Origin of the sequence: Novosphingobium huizhouense (assembly GCF_020179475.1) — a bacterium.
GTDB classification, from domain to species: Bacteria; Pseudomonadota; Alphaproteobacteria; order Sphingomonadales; family Sphingomonadaceae; genus Novosphingobium; species Novosphingobium huizhouense.
In genome coordinates, this window is sequence record NZ_JAILXZ010000001.1 from 612885 (window position 1) to 628934 (window position 16050).

General features: G+C 65.9%; 13 protein-coding genes and 1 tRNA gene. 6 read left to right on the forward strand and 8 right to left on the reverse strand.

The features are described from left to right. The first annotated feature begins 36 nt into the window (after nucleotides 1-36). On the forward strand, nucleotides 37-1107 hold the full coding sequence (locus K3A85_RS02980; protein WP_225205010.1) for a LacI family DNA-binding transcriptional regulator: 1071 nt from the start codon (nucleotides 37-39) through the stop codon (nucleotides 1105-1107). On the opposite strand, the gene K3A85_RS02985 is transcribed toward K3A85_RS02980, so the two are convergent. The 5 genes from K3A85_RS02985 to K3A85_RS18180 form a co-directional block, all read right to left on the reverse strand. Further along, nucleotides 1094-3004, reverse strand: coding sequence for a sialate O-acetylesterase (locus tag K3A85_RS02985; protein WP_225205011.1), 1911 nt, complete (start codon nucleotides 3002-3004; stop codon nucleotides 1094-1096). The two genes, K3A85_RS02980 and K3A85_RS02985, sit on opposite strands and share 14 nt — an antisense overlap. Next, the gene (locus K3A85_RS02990) at nucleotides 3001-3906 is read right to left on the reverse strand and encodes an SMP-30/gluconolactonase/LRE family protein (protein ID WP_404822905.1); all 906 of its coding nucleotides are present in this window, start codon (nucleotides 3904-3906) and stop codon (nucleotides 3001-3003) included. Before K3A85_RS02990 ends, K3A85_RS02985 begins: the two co-directional genes overlap by 4 nt. Then, a complete protein-coding gene (locus K3A85_RS02995; RefSeq protein ID WP_225205013.1) occupies nucleotides 3897-4736 on the reverse strand; it encodes an SDR family NAD(P)-dependent oxidoreductase in 840 nt (279 codons plus the stop codon). The genes K3A85_RS02990 and K3A85_RS02995 overlap by 10 nt, the downstream gene beginning before the upstream one ends. Nucleotides 4737-4738: 2 nt before the next feature. Further along, nucleotides 4739-5866 (reverse strand): fumarylacetoacetate hydrolase family protein, encoded by a 1128-nt coding sequence (locus tag K3A85_RS03000; RefSeq protein ID WP_225205014.1) that lies wholly within the window; start codon nucleotides 5864-5866, stop codon nucleotides 4739-4741. A 1100-nt stretch (nucleotides 5867-6966) separates the two neighbouring features. Further along, nucleotides 6967-8442: a tyrosine-type recombinase/integrase gene (locus K3A85_RS18180; RefSeq protein WP_404822879.1), complete on the reverse strand. Its 1476-nt coding sequence runs from the start codon at nucleotides 8440-8442 to the stop codon at nucleotides 6967-6969. Nucleotides 8443-8514: 72 nt separating this feature from the next. On the opposite strand from K3A85_RS18180, the gene K3A85_RS03010 reads away from it, so the two are divergent. The 5 genes from K3A85_RS03010 to K3A85_RS03030 all read left to right on the forward strand — a co-directional run bounded on the left by K3A85_RS03010 (nucleotide 8515) and on the right by K3A85_RS03030 (nucleotide 12818). Continuing rightward, nucleotides 8515-9252 carry a hypothetical protein gene (locus tag K3A85_RS03010; protein WP_225205015.1) on the forward strand — a complete coding sequence of 246 codons (738 nt, stop codon included), beginning with the start codon at nucleotides 8515-8517 and terminating at the stop codon, nucleotides 9250-9252. A gap of 404 nt (nucleotides 9253-9656) precedes the next feature. Then, on the forward strand, nucleotides 9657-10238 hold the full coding sequence (locus K3A85_RS03015; RefSeq protein WP_225205016.1) for a recombinase family protein: 582 nt from the start codon (nucleotides 9657-9659) through the stop codon (nucleotides 10236-10238). Further along, on the forward strand, nucleotides 10235-10981 hold the full coding sequence (locus K3A85_RS03020; RefSeq protein WP_225205017.1) for a hypothetical protein: 747 nt from the start codon (nucleotides 10235-10237) through the stop codon (nucleotides 10979-10981). The genes K3A85_RS03015 and K3A85_RS03020 overlap by 4 nt, the downstream gene beginning before the upstream one ends. 115 nt (nucleotides 10982-11096) lie before the next feature. Continuing rightward, nucleotides 11097-11306 carry a hypothetical protein gene (locus K3A85_RS03025; RefSeq protein ID WP_225205018.1) on the forward strand — a complete coding sequence of 70 codons (210 nt, stop codon included), beginning with the start codon at nucleotides 11097-11099 and terminating at the stop codon, nucleotides 11304-11306. A 168-nt stretch (nucleotides 11307-11474) separates the two neighbouring features. Further along, entirely contained in the window at nucleotides 11475-12818 is a 1344-nt protein-coding gene (locus K3A85_RS03030; protein ID WP_225205019.1) for a hypothetical protein, read from the forward strand. 820 nt (nucleotides 12819-13638) lie between these two features. Here the strand turns inward: K3A85_RS03030 and K3A85_RS03035 are convergent. The 3 genes from K3A85_RS03035 to K3A85_RS03045 form a co-directional block, all read right to left on the reverse strand. Next, nucleotides 13639-13712, reverse strand: a tRNA-Cys gene (locus tag K3A85_RS03035). A 69-nt stretch (nucleotides 13713-13781) separates the two neighbouring features. After that, nucleotides 13782-15164: an RNB domain-containing ribonuclease gene (locus tag K3A85_RS03040; protein WP_225205020.1), complete on the reverse strand. Its 1383-nt coding sequence runs from the start codon at nucleotides 15162-15164 to the stop codon at nucleotides 13782-13784. Between the two features lie 40 nt (nucleotides 15165-15204). Continuing rightward, the gene (locus K3A85_RS03045; RefSeq protein ID WP_225205021.1) at nucleotides 15205-16005 is read right to left on the reverse strand and encodes a crotonase/enoyl-CoA hydratase family protein; all 801 of its coding nucleotides are present in this window, start codon (nucleotides 16003-16005) and stop codon (nucleotides 15205-15207) included. Nucleotides 16006-16050: the final 45 nt, after the last annotated feature.

Below are 16050 nucleotides of genomic sequence, written 5' to 3' on the forward strand. Positions count from 1 at the left end.
GTGCGGTCAGGAACGCGGAACGGGAGCCCCTGCCTTATGTCCGAAGCCCGATCGCGTCGCCGACAGTCCGGTCGCCCCACCGTGAGCGACGTCGCCCGCCTTGCCGAGTGCTCGCCGATGACGGTCAGCCGCGTGATCAATGGCGGCGCCGGCGTGCGCGAGGAGACCCGGCTTGCCGTCGAGGCGGCGATCCGCACGCTCAACTATGCGCCCAACCGCGCCGCGCGCAGCCTCGCCGGCGCTTCGCAACTGCGCATCGCGCTGCTCTATTCGAACCCTTCGGCGGCCTATCTCAGCGAGCTGCTGATCGGCTGCATGGACGCCGCGACGCGGCTCGATGCGCACCTCATGGTCGAAAGCTTCGATCCCGAGCGCGACCAGGCGCGGACCATCGCCAAGCTGCTGGAGACCGCGATCGACGGCTTCCTGCTGCCGCCGCCGCTGTGCGACGATACCGCGCTGCTCACCCGCCTGCGCCGCGTCGGCGCGCACGCGGTGCTGATCGGCCCGGGCCAGGCCGAGGCGCACCACGGCGTGGTGATGATCGACGACTACCAGGCCGCCTACGACATGACGCGGCACATCCTCTCGCTCGGCCACGTCCGCGTCGGCTTCATCATCGGCAACCCGCAGCAGTCGGCGAGCGCGCTGCGGCTCGCCGGTTTCCGCGACGCCATGGCCGAGGCGGGCCATGCGGTCGATCCCGCGCTGATCGCGCAGGGGCAGTTCACCTACCGCTCGGGGCTCGACGCGGCGATGGCGCTGCTTGCGCTCGAGGCGCGTCCGACCGCGATCTTCGCCTCGAACGACGACATGGCCGCCGGCTGCGTCGCCGCGGCGCATCGCAACGATCTCGAAGTCCCGCGCGATCTCACCGTCTGCGGCTTCGACGACACCGCGCTCGCCTCGACGATCTGGCCCGAGATCACCACCATCCGCCAGCCGATCCGCCGCATGGCCGAGACCGGCCTCGAGCTGCTGGCGCAGGAAATCCGCGCCGACCGCAGCGAGGACGAGACCCGGCCCCCGCTCGTCACGCTCGACTACGAGCTGATCCGCCGCGAATCCGACGCAGCGCCCGCCGCGCAAGGGGTCAAGGCGCGCTGATCGCCAGCGCGAAGCCCGGCACCGGCAGCGCGCGTCCATCGAACAGGTTCACCACCGGGCTGTCCTGCCAGGCATAGCGAACCTGCACCGCCGTGCCCGCAGGATCGAGCACCACCGCATCGCCCTCGATCCGCGCGGTGGCAAAGCGGCACGCCCCGCCCGCATCGCACAGCTCGAAGCCGAGCGGCGCGGCGCCGCTCCAGGCGTGCAACCCGCCTTCGATCCCGCTGAAGCGCACGCGCACCGCGTCGTTGCCGTCGCGGCGGGCCTCGAGCGGCATCGGCAGCGCCTTGCCCTGCGCGCCCAGCGCCAGCCGCTCGCCGATCAGCAGCTTGTTGGCGGGATGGATGTCGGTCCGCTCGCCCGCGTCGATCGCGCTCACCAGCACGCCGCCCGGCTGCGCCGCCGCGACCTGGCGCTGCACGTCGCGCATCCACGCCCAGCCCGAAGCGACCGGCTTGTCCGAAGGCTCGCCGTAGTTCGCCAGTTGCACGATCCCGACTTTCAGCCCCTGCCCGAAGCGCGCGCGCCATCCGGCGATCAGCGCCTCCATCCGCCGGCGGTAGTCGGCGGTGTCGACGTCGCTTTCGCCCTGGTACCAGGCGACGCCCTCGAGCGCGAACGTGCCCAATGGCGCGATCATGCGGTTGTGCATCAGCCCGACGCCGGCATTGGCGTCCCACGGCGCGCGCGGCGGGTAGCTCGCGATCGGCGCGATGGCATAGCGCCAGCCTTCGCCCAGCGGCAGCCGCTCCCCGCCCGTGACCTGCCAGGCGAGGTGGTCGGCGGGGCTGGCAAAGCCGCCGTTGTCGAACGTGTTGGTCACCGCGACCATCACCTCGTTGACCCCGGCACGGAGCCATTCGGGCGGCACCGGGTAGGCGCGCTCCTCGTCCCAGCCGAAGGTGTTGCCCACCGCGTGGCCGTTGACGAAGGTCATGTCCATGTCGTCGAGCACGCCCAGCGCCAGCGTCGCGCCCGCCCTCGCCTGCGCCTCGGTCAGCGTGACCTGCCGTCGCAGCCACACCGTCCCGGTGGCCTTGGCCGCGAGCGGCGTGCCCTGCCAGGCGCGCCAGCCGGTCATTGCCGGCACCGCCTGCCAGTCGAGCGCATCGGGCCTGTCCCACGGCGTCGCGCCGCCGGCGCCCGCGCCGTACCAGGCCTGCCAGCGCGGCGCGAACTGGGTCACTGCCGCGCGCCGGTCGCGCGCGAACAGGGCGAGCAGCGCCATGTCGGCCGGCCCCGCGATCGCCGCGCCCGCCTGCGGATCGAGCCAGGGCGTCACTTTCGAGCCGCCCCAGCTCGCATGGATCGCGCCCACCGGCACGCCGCGCGCCTTGCGCAGCGCGCGCGCCATGAAATAGCAGGCGGCGGAAAACTCGGCGCTGCTCTCCGCGCTCGCCAGCGCCCACGCGGTCGGCCTGGCGAACTGGCGCTCGGGCAGATACGACAGCGCCTTGGGCACCTGCAGCAGCCGCAGGGCAGGATCGCCCGAGCGCGCGACCTCGATCGCGCCGTTGAGCGCGCGCGCCAGCGGAAACTCCATGTTCGACTGGCCCGAGCACAGCCAGACATCGCCGACCAGCAGGTCGGACGCCTGCGCGCGCGCGCCTGCGCTCGTCACCGTCAGCGCAACGCCCTGCGCCGAAGCGGCCCGCGCCGCGAAGCGCAGCGCGAAATGGCCCTCGCGGTCCGCCTTCGTGCGCGCCTGCTCGCTGCCGAGCACGCCCTCGACGCTCGCGCCCGGCGCGGCGCGGCCTTCGACCACGATCGGCCGGTCGCGCTGGATCACCGCATGGTCGCTCCAGACCGCGCCCAGTTCGAGCGCCGGCGTGGCAGCCGCGAGCCCCGGCAGCGCCAGCGCCGCCACGCCTGCCAGGAGCGCGGCAAGCTTCACGCGCCGACCTCCGCCAGCGCCGGCGCCACGCCCGGCACCTTCGCATCGAACGCGAAGAGGTCGCCCGCCATCGGCTGTGCGGCGAGCGCCGCCGCGTCGAGCCCCTTGCGCGCGGTCGTGACGTAGGCGCGGGTCAGGTCCGGCCCGCCGAAGGCGAGCTTGGTCACGTTGGCGACCGGCAGCGCGACCGTTTCGAGCAGCTCGCCATGCGGCGAATAGCGCGCGACGGCCCATCCGTTCCACAGGCCGGTCCATACGCAGCCTTCGGCGTCGCACACCGGACCGTCGGGATAGGCCTCGGGAAAATCGCGCGCGACGTCGGCGAAGAGCCGCAGCGGGCCGACCGACCCGTCCGCGGCGAGATCGGCCACGAGGATCGCCTTGCCCAGCGTATCGGTGAAGTAGATCCGCAGATCGTCGGGCGCGACCGCCGGACCGTTGGTGATGCAGATCGCATCGGGCCCGTGGGGGCCTATCGCGGCGCCGTGGGCGCGATAGAAGCGGCCGCTCGCGGCGCTCTCGCCATCGTCCATCGAGCCGAAGTAGACGCGCCCGCGGCTGTCGACGCAGGCGTCGTTGAGGCGATTGCCGGCAGGCTCGCCGGGAACCCTCGCAAGCGGCGTGCAACGGCCGAGCGCGGGATCGAACAGGTGCAGCCCGTCGCGCAGCCCGGCGAGCAGCAGGCCGTTGCGTGCCGGCAGCACCCAGTTGACCTGGTCGTGCACCGCGAAGGTCCGGTGCCGCCCGCTCGCCGGCTCGAACGCGTGGATCGCGGGCCGCTTGATGTCGGTGAACCACAGGCACGCGCGCGCACGGTCCCAGACCGGCCCCTCGCCGAGCGTGCAGCCCGCGGCGAGAACCTGCTCCGCCACCTGCCGCACCGCCGGTCCGGTCACCGCCAGCCTCCGTCCACCCAATATTCGTGCCCGGTGCAGAAGCGGGCCTCGTCCGAAGCCAGGAACAGCGCCATGGCGGCGATGTCGGCGGGCTGCAAGCGTCCCTTCAGGCATTGCGCGGCCACGATCTGCGCCTCGCCGTCGGGGGTGTACCAGCGCATCTGGCGCTCGGTCTGGACGTTGCCCGGGATGATCGTGTTGACGCGGATGTTGTACGGCCCGAGTTCGCGCGCGAGGCTGCGGGTCAGCCCTTCGACCCCGGCCTTGGCGACCTGGTAGAGCGCCAGGTCCTCCAGCCCGAGGTGCCACGAGATCGAGCCGAGGTTGAGGATCACCCCGCCGCCGTTCGCCTTCATCGCCGGCCAGGCCGCCTGCGAGGCGAAGAACTTGTGCTTGAGGTTCACCGCAAGGCGCTCGTCCCAGTAGCTCGGGGTGACCGCGTCGAGCGCGTGGCGGTCGTCGCTCGCGGCATTGTTGACCAGCACGTCGCAGCCGCCGAGCTGCGCGATCAGGTCGCCGATCGCCGCAGTCAGGCTGCTCGCCTGCGCCACGTCCTGCTCGCAGAAGCGGGGCGCGTGCGGCGCGTGCGCCAGCCGCGCGACGAGGTCGTGCGAGGGGGCTGCGAGAATGTCGACGAAGCCTACCTGCGCGCCCTGCAGCGCGAACGCCTCGACGATGCCCTCGCCGATCCCGGTCGCTCCGCCGGTAACGATCACCCGCTTGTCGCGCAGGCTGGGAAAGCGCGCGGTGATGACCGAGGCCACCGCCGCCGCCTGGAAGCCACCGGAATCGGCGGGCGTGTCGGATCCGGTGCCCTGCACCCGTGGCAGCGCCATCGTCAGATCCTTTCGACCAGGCCGCGGGCGGCGAGGTTGCGGACGAACTCGCCGATCCCCACGGTCCACTTGGGCGCATCGCGCGAGGTGGTGACGCGATTGGCGAGGGTGCCGAGGCGCGTCGAACGGATCGTCACCAGGTCGCCCTCCTTGTGGGTGAAGCCGCGCCCCGGCTCGTCGCGGTCCTGCGTCGGCGCGAACAGCGTGCCGCAGAACAGCACGAAGCCGTCGGGGTAGCTGTGTTCGCTCAGCGTCTGGGCGACGAGGTCGAGCGGGTCGCGGCTGATCTCGGTCATGCGGTTGGCGCCCTCGAGCCGGAAGTTGTCCTCGCCCTCGACCACCAGGTCGACATCGGCGTGGCGCACGTCGTCGATGCCGAAGGTGTCGTCGAACAGGCGGATGAACGGCCCCACCGCGCACGAGGCGGTGTTGTCCTTGGCCTTCGACAGCAGCAGCGCCGAGCGCCCTTCGAAGTCGCGCAGGTTGACGTCGTTGCCCAGCGTCGCGCCGACCACTTCGCCGGCGGGATCGACCACCAGCACCACTTCGGGCTCGGGATTGTTCCAGCTCGAATCCGAGCGCACCCCGATCGGCGCGCCGTGGCCGACCGTCGAGAGCACCGGCGACTTCGAGAACACCTCGGCATCCGGCCCGATCGCGACTTCGAGGTACTGCGACCACATGCCTTGCGCGATCAGCGCCTCCTTCAGCGCCATCGCCTCGGCGCTGCCGGGGACCACCGCGCGGATACCCGAACCGATCGTCGCTTCGAGCCCGCTGCGGATTTCCGCGGCCACCGCGCTGTCGCCCCGCGCGCGCTCCTCGATCACGCGCTCGATAGCGCTAACGGCAAACGTTACCCCGCAGGCTTTGACGCACTGCAGGTCGATCGGCGAGAGCAGGCTCCAGCCGTCGGGAAGGCCCGCCTCGACAGGCCCCATGTCGACTCCGTGGGCGTTCCACTGCCGCCGCGCGATGAGGCCGGCGACGGTGCTGGCCGACGATGTCATGTCCAGAATTCGGCCATCGCGCAGAACCAGCACGCAAGGCCCCTGCGGACTTTGCGCACGCGCGACGAACACTCCGTCGAGATAGTCGTGCGGAAGACAAGCCGTAAGGCTCACACCCATCAATCCTTCCCCCAGCCTTACTCTTGATAGCGCTACCTTATGGTTATGTAGCGCAAAGATCAAGTGCGCGCAGGCTGCCGCCGCGGGTGAATTGCGGTTCCCGCAGACCCCGCAAGGCGCCGCCCCTCATCCTCCCCTGCAAGGGGAGGGGAACCACCCGCAGGGTGGTGGAGGGGTATCTGCCCCGCGCCAGCCCTAGAAGAACAAGGACGATCCTTCGACAAGCTCAGGAACGGGGAAGGAAGTGCGGGCGGGAACTCCGCAGCCCTGAGCCTGTCGAAGGGCCGCCCTTCCTTTCCGGTCGCGTGGGAAAGAGGTTCTCGCAGAGCTCGCAGAGCCCGCAGAGTTTACGCAGAGACGCGGAAAAAGCGCGCCCGTCATCCTCCCCCGCAAGGGGAGGGGACCACCCGCAGAGTGGTGGAGGGGTGCCGCGCAGCGCCAACCCCCGAAGAAGATGGACGATCCTTCGACAAGCTCAGGATGGACGGAGTTGGCAGGCCAGCCTTTGCCCCGAGCCGCTCTGGATGGACGGGATAGGCACACCAACGCCAGCCCCAAACCCGCCCGCCCTGAGCCTGTCGAAGGGCCGCCCTTCCTTCAGCGCAACCCCCGAAGTCCCCCGCACCCTCACCCCAGCCGCAAGGCCAAAGCCGGAAGACGTCCCGGGAGCGCGAGGGGCCATGCCCCTCGCCCCTATACTCTCTTCCTTCTCTGCGCTCTCTGCGATCCCTGCGCGAAACCAACCCTCCCCAACCCATCTTGACATGACTAACCATATAGGTTATACGCCAACCCACGGACCGGGAGCGGCATGGCCGGCTTGCTCTTCGCTCCTTCGGGGTCAGCCGAAAGGTCACACCCCGACGCGACCGGCGCGGGTCGGCGCTGCGGGAAGTCGCTGGTGTTCCTCGGAAAGAGCCAGCGGCGAGCGAGGGCGTAAAGCCCCAAGTCCCTCAGGGCATACCCAGCCAGTGCAACGGACGGGCGGATGTGGTGCGGTGGTCCAGCCGCGTGGCAGCGCTCCCATGAAGTCCGGTTCCGGTCCGGCCTGGCCCCCTCGCGCGGCCCTGCTTATCCCGGAACTTATCCTTAGGGACTCGCTACGGACCCGATGCGGCACGCGAGCCGTCGCAAGGGATACGAGCCCCCCGTCCGACCAAGGCCGCGCCGTGCGGGAAGCAACGCCCCCGCCGGCCACTCGCCAGAGCGTTCACCGCCCTCCTTCGCGCAGCGCCAGGCAATGGCGCCCGCGCCGGTCGCGCAGGTTCGTTCCGTTTCCCCAAGGCGCAAAGGTCCGGGTTCGCCGCCGGATGGTTTGGTGTGTGCCGTGCAGGCGCCAAACCCGTGCGCGCCTTCCGAAGGCCGCCGCGCGGACGATCGCTTTCGCTTGTCGGAAGAGTTGGAGGCCCGAGCCGGAATCGAACCGGCGTAAACGGATTTGCAGAGCGCCGGGGCGGCACTCCGACAGACACTAAGACTCTGAAATTGCGTAACTTTCTCGAATCCGTCGATGCGACGACGGGATCGATTGCCGCACCGAATCCCCCACCTTTCGGAGGCATCAGGGCCTCATGGAACGCCAAGGCAGATAGCGCCGCATCGGCCAAAGTTTTGTCGTCCACATGGGCGTAGCGCAGTGTGGTCTGGATGGTCTTGTGCCCCATCAGCTTTTGCAAGACCCGAATGTTCACGCCCGCTTGGACGGCACGGGTTGCGTAGGTGTGGCGACACGCATGGAACACGAAGGTCTTGTCGGACCTGAGGCCCATCTTGGTCCGCGCAGCCTCCCAAGCCCGGTAGACCTGAGGGTAGCTAGGCATGGTGCGGACCAAGGGCGCTAGGACCCGATAGAGGTCATCCGAGATTGGCACAGAGCGGGGAGAGCCGTTCTTTGTCTTCCACAGGTGGACCCAACGCGGCTGAACCTGATCGGGCTTGAGGCCGATTAGCTCCGACGCTCGCAAGCCGGTCCTGATAGCCACATAGACGACAGTGGCGATGGGACCCGGAAGCAACTCCATCAGCCGAGCTTCTTCCTCGTAGGAGAGCCAGCGAATGCGCCCCTCGTCTTCGTCGCGCCACTCTAGCTCTAGAGGGGGCGCGGTGCGGAAGTTGCGCTTCTTGCAGAACCGGAGGAACGCAGAGAGGCAGGACAGATAGCGGTTGATCGTTCCTGGGGTAATTCCCCGCGCCGATAGTGTCGCAAGCAAGTCGTCCGCCGCTACGGCGTCGAAGTCGTCCAATGGGAGCTTAGGGCCGACGATCCCGACAATGCGGTCCAGCTTGAGGAAGCTCTCAGCTTCCGTAGCCTGCCCGACCCAGAGGATACCCCTCGCCCGCTTCGCTGCCTCTCCGAACGACAGACAGGAAGGCTTAGGGGTCGGAGGGGAAGCGGCGGGGACCGGGGAAGGCGTTGCGGCCTCGCGTCCTTCGAGTTGGTCAAGGAACGTCAGCTCTAGACGTTTGGCGTCCGACAGGGAGGACGCACGGCCCCTCATGCGCTGTCCGTTGGCTTGGACTTCCACACGGTAGCGTCCGGTTGGCTGGCCGTTCTTCTTGTCGGGGTAGATGGGCATTGCACCACAAGTAAGGCTTGCCCGAAACCGCTGCAATGGTTCAGAGTGAATGCAGCCAAAGGAGAGTGCAGAGTGAGCGACAACCCGATAACGAACGTACTCAATATTCTGCGACTCCTTAAGCACAATCAGATGCCGAATCACAACACATATGACAACGTGCGGAATTGGTGTGGCGATCAGCTAACAGAGGGGGCGGTCCTAAGGCTATTCGCATACGCGCTAGACCAGTGCCAAATGGCGACAGAAGCTATATTCTATAGCTCTTTGAGCCAAGAAGCAAAAGATGGCCTACTGCAGACAGTCCAGTCACTTAGGTCCTGCTTTTCACCGCAATCTGCGCAATCCTCTATTTCAAGCCATCTACCCCAAATAGATTCTTCGATTTCATCGTTTGCCATCCTTGCTTCTGTTTACGGCGACCGGGGAACCACATCATCTAACAAAGACGTTACAGAATTATCTGAAGAGGTCCGGTCAGTTTATCGCAACTTCTCAGATGCCGATCCGCAAACCATACTGACCGAGATTGCAAAGCGTCACCTCAGTGTGCTTCTAACAACTCTGGACCATGTTGATGCGTTTGGCATCGATTCAGCGATGGCGGTCTATGCAGAACTCTTAGTTCGCCTAAAGACTGCCAGCCAATCTTCCGCGCCGGGAGAAGCAGAGAAGACGAAGGCCATTTGGCCTTCGATCCTGAAGTGGGGCGAGCGACTGTCGAAGATCGCTGAGGCTGTTGGAACCGGGAATAAGCTCTTAGAGAACGGTGGGGACCTTGCGCAGACACTGATCGGCTTTGGCAGCTAACCCGCGCCCTCTCACATCTAACAACAACAACGAGCAACGAGCCTTTAACGGCTTTTTGAAATCACCTGTCCACAGCGACCGGGGGAACCCGCCAGCGCCGGAAAGGGGACCCGGAGAGGACCCGCAATCCTCATCGGGGGACCCAACGAAACCTAGCGCCCTTCCGCCTGCCCCTCGCCTCCCCCTGCATCTTTGGTCACTGAGCCTGTCGGACATTTCGCGCTGCCCGCTGTGGCGCTGTCCGGGCATTCCGCCCTCTGCCCATCTTCGCTGTCGATGACTCAAAACTTCTAACCTTTGAGACATGCTGAAAGGAGGCGCAGGAATGTCTCACAACCTATATTGACATATTTTGCGACTACCTCATATTGCGCCCCATATCTTTAGAGACACAGGGGTTGTCTATGAGCCGTATCGCCTACTTCCGTTGCAGCACTTCCGACCAGAGCGTCGAAGCGCAGCGCCACGCCCTCGGGGGGACCTTCGACAAGGAGTTTGCGGACGAAGGCATTAGCGGCGCTACGCTCGCCAAGGATCGTCCCGGCTTTGCTGCACTCCTGTCCTACGTCCGTGAAGGCGATACCGTCTGCCTCTATGCCTTGGACCGCTTGGGGCGCGATGCACTGGACGTGCAGGCGACCGTGCGCTTCCTTCTGGACAAGGGCGTCATGCTAGACGTTCGCGGCCTTGGCATAATCGGTCGCGGCGCTGGTGAGATTGTGGTCGCTGTCCTTGCACAGATTGCAGACATGGAGCGCCAGCGGATCAAGGAGCGGTGTGACGCCGGGCGCGAAGCCGCGCGGGACGCTTTGAAGGCTACCGGCAAGACCCACAGGGGCAAAGCGAGCCTTGGTCGTCCTAAGGCTGCGGACGATCCTGCGGCGGTCGTCGCTTGGCGTCGAGACAACGGCAAAAGCATTCGGGAAACCTGCGAACACTTTGGGCTATCGAAGGCCACGGTTGCCCGGTATTGTTCACAGTTATGAGCCACGATCCAACCATCGAAGAAATACAACTGTATGACGGGATAACAAATCTGGCGAGCGTGTTGTGGACCGCCTCTGCGTCCGTGGAAGGATTAAGTACCAGTCCGAAGATGTTCTCCGTGATGCTGTTCAAGCGTCTATGGAGCAACCATCAAGGTTTTACGGTTCTTTGGAAAGAAGGACGGCAACTAGAAGCGGACATTATTCTTCGTTCCGCAGTCGAAGCTGCAATTTGCATCGCTGCCAATTTTAATTTGAAAGATGATTTCGTCACGCTCATGCGGCAGGATGCAATCTATACGGCGCTCGGACAAATTAAGATGCACCGGGATGATGGAGATTTTGATTTCGTCCGAATGGCGGAAAAAGGCCTGCGAGAAATGCGCTCTAAGCTGCCCGCAGAAAAGAAGGCGGCAAAGCTTGACTGGAAAGAACTAGCTAACGCTGGGGGTGTTCCACAACTGTACGGTTTCCATCGCCATCTTTCTGGGTTTTCGTCGCATGTCACGGGATTTTCAATTTTGCGAGATGTAGACAACGCGGCGCTTAGACCTCTACAGGAGGAAACAAAAAGCCTCGCCAGACGGACCCACCTTATGATGATGGCCGCCGCAACACTCCACGGAACAATGATACACTCTGGCATGATCGACCAGCTTGAGATTTGCAGGCTTAGTAGCGCGTTGACCCTTCGGCTGAATGATGTGACAGCAAAAGGCTTGGATAGTCCGCCATTGCAATAAGTCCCTGATCGTCGAACGTTTACTTCGACGCTAACCATCATTCTGCGTTGCCAAGGGAATCGACAGGACTCATACGCCCCCTGCATATCGCAATCAGTTTATACAGGGGACCACCTTGCAGCCTTCAGACTTCACGCTCGCTACCGAATCCAACGTCTCGATCTATGACATGGGCGATGGGGACCTTGTGCTTTCCCAGCGCAACGAAGTGACCGGCAAGACCGAACGGCTTGCCCTCAGTCTGGACGACCTTCGCGCTATCGTCACGACCCTTGAAGCCTCCCGCTACGGCCAGCCGAAAAACACAGATCGTCTAGCCGCCTGAAAGCGACAGGCCATTCTCGCCAATTTTCCTTAGTTATTTCAGTGCAGAACGAAGGGCGAAGGCTTCCGATGGGGTAAGGTGGCGGACAGCCTCTCGCCCTTCCGGAAGCCTCACTATTTACTGTGACTTTCGAGCCTCCTGCCTATCCCAAACCGACAGACCCAATCCATGACCACACAAGCCACGACAGACACAGGCCCGACCTATTCGGCTCAGGACCGCGAGGACATGAAGGCTGCGCCCTATGCGCCCCTTACCGCTCGTCCTTTGTCGAAGGCGGCTCAGGACCTGTGCGATGCGGTATTGGCGGAGGCGTTGGGCGCGATAGGCGAACGCCCTCTGAACAAGCGTAAGCTGGCCTTCGCAGCCCTTGTCCCCGACCTGATCGAACGGGACCCTCAGGACCGGGGAGGATGGGTGGGCAGACCCCTTAGCTCCAACTCCTTCAACGGTAGGGACATTGGCTACAAGCCCTTCGACAAGGTGTTCTGGGCGGCTGAAGGCCACGGCCTAATCGAAGTGGTCGTGGGGACCTCGCGCTTCGCCAAGTCCTCCTTCACCGACCGGGGATGGGTCCCAATGAAGGGGCAGGCAACTCGCTTCAGGGCAACAGACAGTCTCCGCCAGCGGTTCGCAGACGCAGGGATAACAAGGGATACCTGGAGCGAGCATTTCGCCCGCGTGGCCCCTGTACGCGCACCTCTCGCGCCCGCCGTGGTCCTCAGGGCTTCATCGGAGCGCAATGGCCGGGAGACGCTAAAAGGGCGCGATATGCCTCTCCCCAAGTCGGACCCTAAGTGCATCGAAGCTGTGGACCGAATGGAGAGGATCAACGCCTACCTAGCAGCGCAGACCTTCGCGCCGATGGAGTCTGTGCGCCTCCAACGAGTCTTCAACAGAGGGGACGCTCCGGACTTCGATTGGAACCAAGGGGGCAGGATTTCAGGTCCCCACACCAACATGAAGAAGAAGACCGAAAGACCCTTCATCACGATTAACGGGGAAGCCACGGTGGAGCTAGACTTTCGGTCCTGCCACCTGACGATCCTGTCGGGGCTAGGCCACCTTCCGGGCATTGAGCTTCCGGAAGACCCGTATGCAGTCGAAGGCATTCCCCGCGCCGTTGTGAAGGCTTGGGTCACTATGGCCCTGAGCTACGGAAGGCGACACACGCGCTGGCCCACGGAGGCGGTAACGGACATGGCGAAGGACGGTATCGACCTTCGGAAAGACTACCCGATAAGGAAGACCATAGATGCAATCCTGAAGGTCCTCCCCATCCTGCCTGAAGGAGACGAAGGGGTGGCTTTGGGTCTTGGTTGGGCAGACCTTCAATTCATCGAGAGCGAAATTATCCTGTCTGCAATGGAAACGCTGGCCTTCAAGCATGACGTTTCTTCGCTCCCGGTGCATGATTGCTTGATCGTACCTGATAAGGTTAAGGGTCTGGCGAAGGATGTCTTGCGGGATAGCTTCAAGGACAAGGTAGGGATTATCCCTGTTGTTGATTGATAGGGTTATTCTTTCTGTATCACCTTCAGGGACTACAGCAGGCGTATCGAGAGATATGACATAAGGTCTTCACTACCTCACCTACTAGGGGTGGGCGAGGGGTATAACTAATTACCTTTCCGCATATCCGGCACACGGAACGTCCGTCCCATCCCCAAAGCCTTACAAATTGATGTTTACGTTAACCTACCCGATCCCCGCATTTGCGAGCGTTCGCAATAAGGATCGGCGGAAATACGTGCATTGGACCTCAAGCTCATGCTGCGGGAGGCATTGCGCTTCTTAAGCGTCAAACACCGACCCGCCCGCGCAGCCCCTGCGGAGTCCACACAGCGCAAGGAAGACAAGACGAACCCATCGCCCATGCAAGTCCCCCTTCGCGCTGTGTGACTCCCCTAGGGCAATCTAGGCCCTATGCGGCCTGATCCTCTGCCTTCCATTCTCTGATCCAGCGGCATCCACAAGACGGGGTGACATTGAACCGGGAGGCAAGGTCTGTTCCTGTGCAGCCGTTGACCATCCAGTAGAGGCGAGCGGCTTCGTTCCGGTCGTCGTACCGCGTAGCGTTGGTGATACGCTTGTGGTCGGAACGCTCTACGGCCTATAAGGCGCGGCGCATACGGGTATGTAGGAAGCCCTCACGAGGCGTCCCGCCTACCGCCCTGCCCATGATTCGGAGAGGGTCATCTCGGCTCCGGAGGGACCCATTGCACCGATGGAATTGCGGTCACAAAATCACCCGCGCAACATTGTGTCCCCCACCAAATCCCCCACCTTAGGGGTTTTGATCGTTGTCGTTCGCGTAAGTTGTTGATTTTTCTGGAGGCCCGAGCCGGAATCGAACCGGCGTAAACGGATTTGCAGTCCGGTGCGTAACCACTCCGCCATCGGGCCTCGATGCGCATGAGCGTGGAAGGGGGCGGTTAGCCGAGCGCGCTCCTGCCCGCAACGGGATTCTTCACCTCATGCAACGCTGAAGCTCAGCTGGCGGCGATCGGGGTCGGCCCGGTCCAGCCGCACGGGCAGGACCTGGCCGGGCGCGGCGCCCGCGGCCTTGACCCGCGCGACCACCGGCAGGCCTTCGAGCTGGATCCGCGCGCTCGCCCCTTCGGCCTCGGTGACGACGGCGCGGAACACCTCGCCCTCGCGGCGGTGGAGCATGACCGTCTCGGCAAGGTCGACGACGGCGCGCTCGATCCGGCTCGCCACGGCGTCGGCGCGGGCCATGACCTCGGACAGCCGCTCGAACGCCGCGGCCACCGCCCCGGGCACCGCCTGCCCCCGCGCCAGCGCGAGCGCGGCGCGGATCACGTAGCGGTCGGCCAGCCGCCGCAGCGGCGCGGTGGCATGGACATAGGGCGCGGCGATCGCGGCGTGCCACGGCTCGGCCCCGGGGCGATAGGGGGCATAGCCGGCGCCGCTGCCGGCGCGCCGCACCGCGAGCATGAACGCCGCCTGCGCCGGGTCGGCGCCGTCGAGCCCGCGCTCGAAGTCCTCGAGGCCCTGCGCCTGGGGCCAGGCCAGGCCGAGCGCGTGCGCGCTCTGCCGCAGGCGGGCGACGGCCTTTTCGTCCGGGCCGGCCATGACCCGGAACAGTCCGGTGCGGTGCGCCAGCAGGGCGCGCGCGACGGCAAGATTGGTCGCCAGCGACAGCGCCGCGTTCGCGGTTTCGGACGCGAGCATCGGGCGGAACGACAGGGCGAAGCGCCCTTCGCCGAGGGCTTCGACCTCCTGCTGCGGCGGATCGACCCGCGCCGCTCCGCGCCGCGCCTCGGCCGCGCCGATCCGCGCGGCCAGTTCGGCGAAGGCGGCGGGCAGGTCGCCGGGCGCGACGGTGTCGTAGGCGAGCTTGGCGCGGCTGCGCACCAGCGCCCGCTCGACATCGTCGAGCGCGACCTCGCCCGCCGGATCGACGCGCACGGTGAAGACCACCGCCGGGCGCGGGCCGTCGGGCAGCAGGCTCGCCGCGCCTTCGGCCAGAACCGGCGGGTAGAGCCCCGCCTTGCCGTCGGGCAGGTAGAGCGTCTCGCCGCGGCGCCAGGCCTCGCCGTCGACCGCATCGCCGTCCTCGACGAACCAGGCGACGTCGGCGATGGCATAGCGCAGCAGCAGATCGGACCCGGCGGGCTCGATCGCGAAGGCCTGGTCGAGATCGGTCGAGCTTTCCGGGTCGAGCGTGACGAAAGGCACCGCGGTGCGGTCCACATGGTCGGCGGGGGCGCGGCGCGCCGCCTGTTCGGCGGCGGCGAGGACCTGCGGCGGGAACGAGGGCGGCACCGCGTATTCGCGGCGGATCGCCGCAAGCCCCGCGCCGAGGATGCCGCCCGGATCGTACAGCGCCTTCACCGGCGCCCCTCGCCCGCAAGACGGAGCGGTCGCAGCGCGGTCACGGGTCGACGAATTCGGGCGGGCGCCGCTCCATGCCGGCGCGCACCGCTTCCATCTGGTTCTTCGAGTACATCAGTTCCTGCTGCGCGAGGCTTTCGGCGACGAGGATCTGGTCGACGGTCATGTCGGGGGCGCGATTGCACAGCGACTTCGCGCCGCGCACCGCCGTGGGGCTCTTGCCGGCGATGTCGCGCGCGAGCGCGAAGGCCATGGCGAGCGGGTCTTCGGCGACGTGGGTGGCAAAGCCGAGCGCCTGCGCCTCGGCGCCGGTGAACTCGCGATGGGTGTAGATCAGCTCGCGCAGCAGGTCGTCGCGGACGTTGCCCTGCCACAGCGCGAAGCCTGCCATGTCGGGGACGAGGCCCCATTTGACTTCCATCACCGCCATCCGCGTGGCGGGGTGGACGATGCGGATGTCGGGGCCGCTCGCGACCTGCAGGCCGCCGCCGAAGGCGACGCCGTGGATCGCGGCGATCACCGGCATCGGCAGCTTGCGCCAGACCATCGCCGCCTGCTGCGGCCGGTTGGCGTTGCCGTGGGTGCGCGCGACCAGCGAATTGTCGCCGTCCCAGCGGCTGGTGTTGCCGAGGCTCGAAAGATCGAGCCCGGCGCAGAACGCCCGGCCCGCGCCCGAGAGCACCACCGCGCGCACGCCGCGCTCGGCGTGGAGGTGCTGGCCGGCGGCGACGATCGCCTCGAACATGGCGTCGTCGAGCGCGTTCATCTTGTCGGCGCGGTCGAGCAGCACGTGCGCGACGTGGTCCTCGACGGTGATCGAAACGCGATCATGGAAACGCATGGCAGACCTCTCCCGCTGATGGCTTTGCGCCACCGTCGCCGATCC

Coding starts and splice junctions, on each gene's coding strand:
- K3A85_RS03015 (WP_225205016.1), top strand. CDS start 9,657: ATGAGCCGTATCGCCTACTTCCGTTGCAGCACTTCCGACCAGAGCGTC.
- K3A85_RS03030 (WP_225205019.1), top strand. CDS start 11,475: ATGACCACACAAGCCACGACAGACACAGGCCCGACCTATTCGGCTCAG.
- K3A85_RS18180 (WP_404822879.1), bottom strand. CDS start 8,442: ATGCCCATCTACCCCGACAAGAAGAACGGCCAGCCAACCGGACGCTAC.
- K3A85_RS02995 (WP_225205013.1), bottom strand. CDS start 4,736: ATGGCGCTGCCACGGGTGCAGGGCACCGGATCCGACACGCCCGCCGAT.
- K3A85_RS03000 (WP_225205014.1), bottom strand. CDS start 5,866: ATGGGTGTGAGCCTTACGGCTTGTCTTCCGCACGACTATCTCGACGGA.
- K3A85_RS03045 (WP_225205021.1), bottom strand. CDS start 16,005: ATGCGTTTCCATGATCGCGTTTCGATCACCGTCGAGGACCACGTCGCG.
- K3A85_RS02980 (WP_225205010.1), top strand. CDS start 37: ATGTCCGAAGCCCGATCGCGTCGCCGACAGTCCGGTCGCCCCACCGTG.
- K3A85_RS03020 (WP_225205017.1), top strand. CDS start 10,235: ATGAGCCACGATCCAACCATCGAAGAAATACAACTGTATGACGGGATA.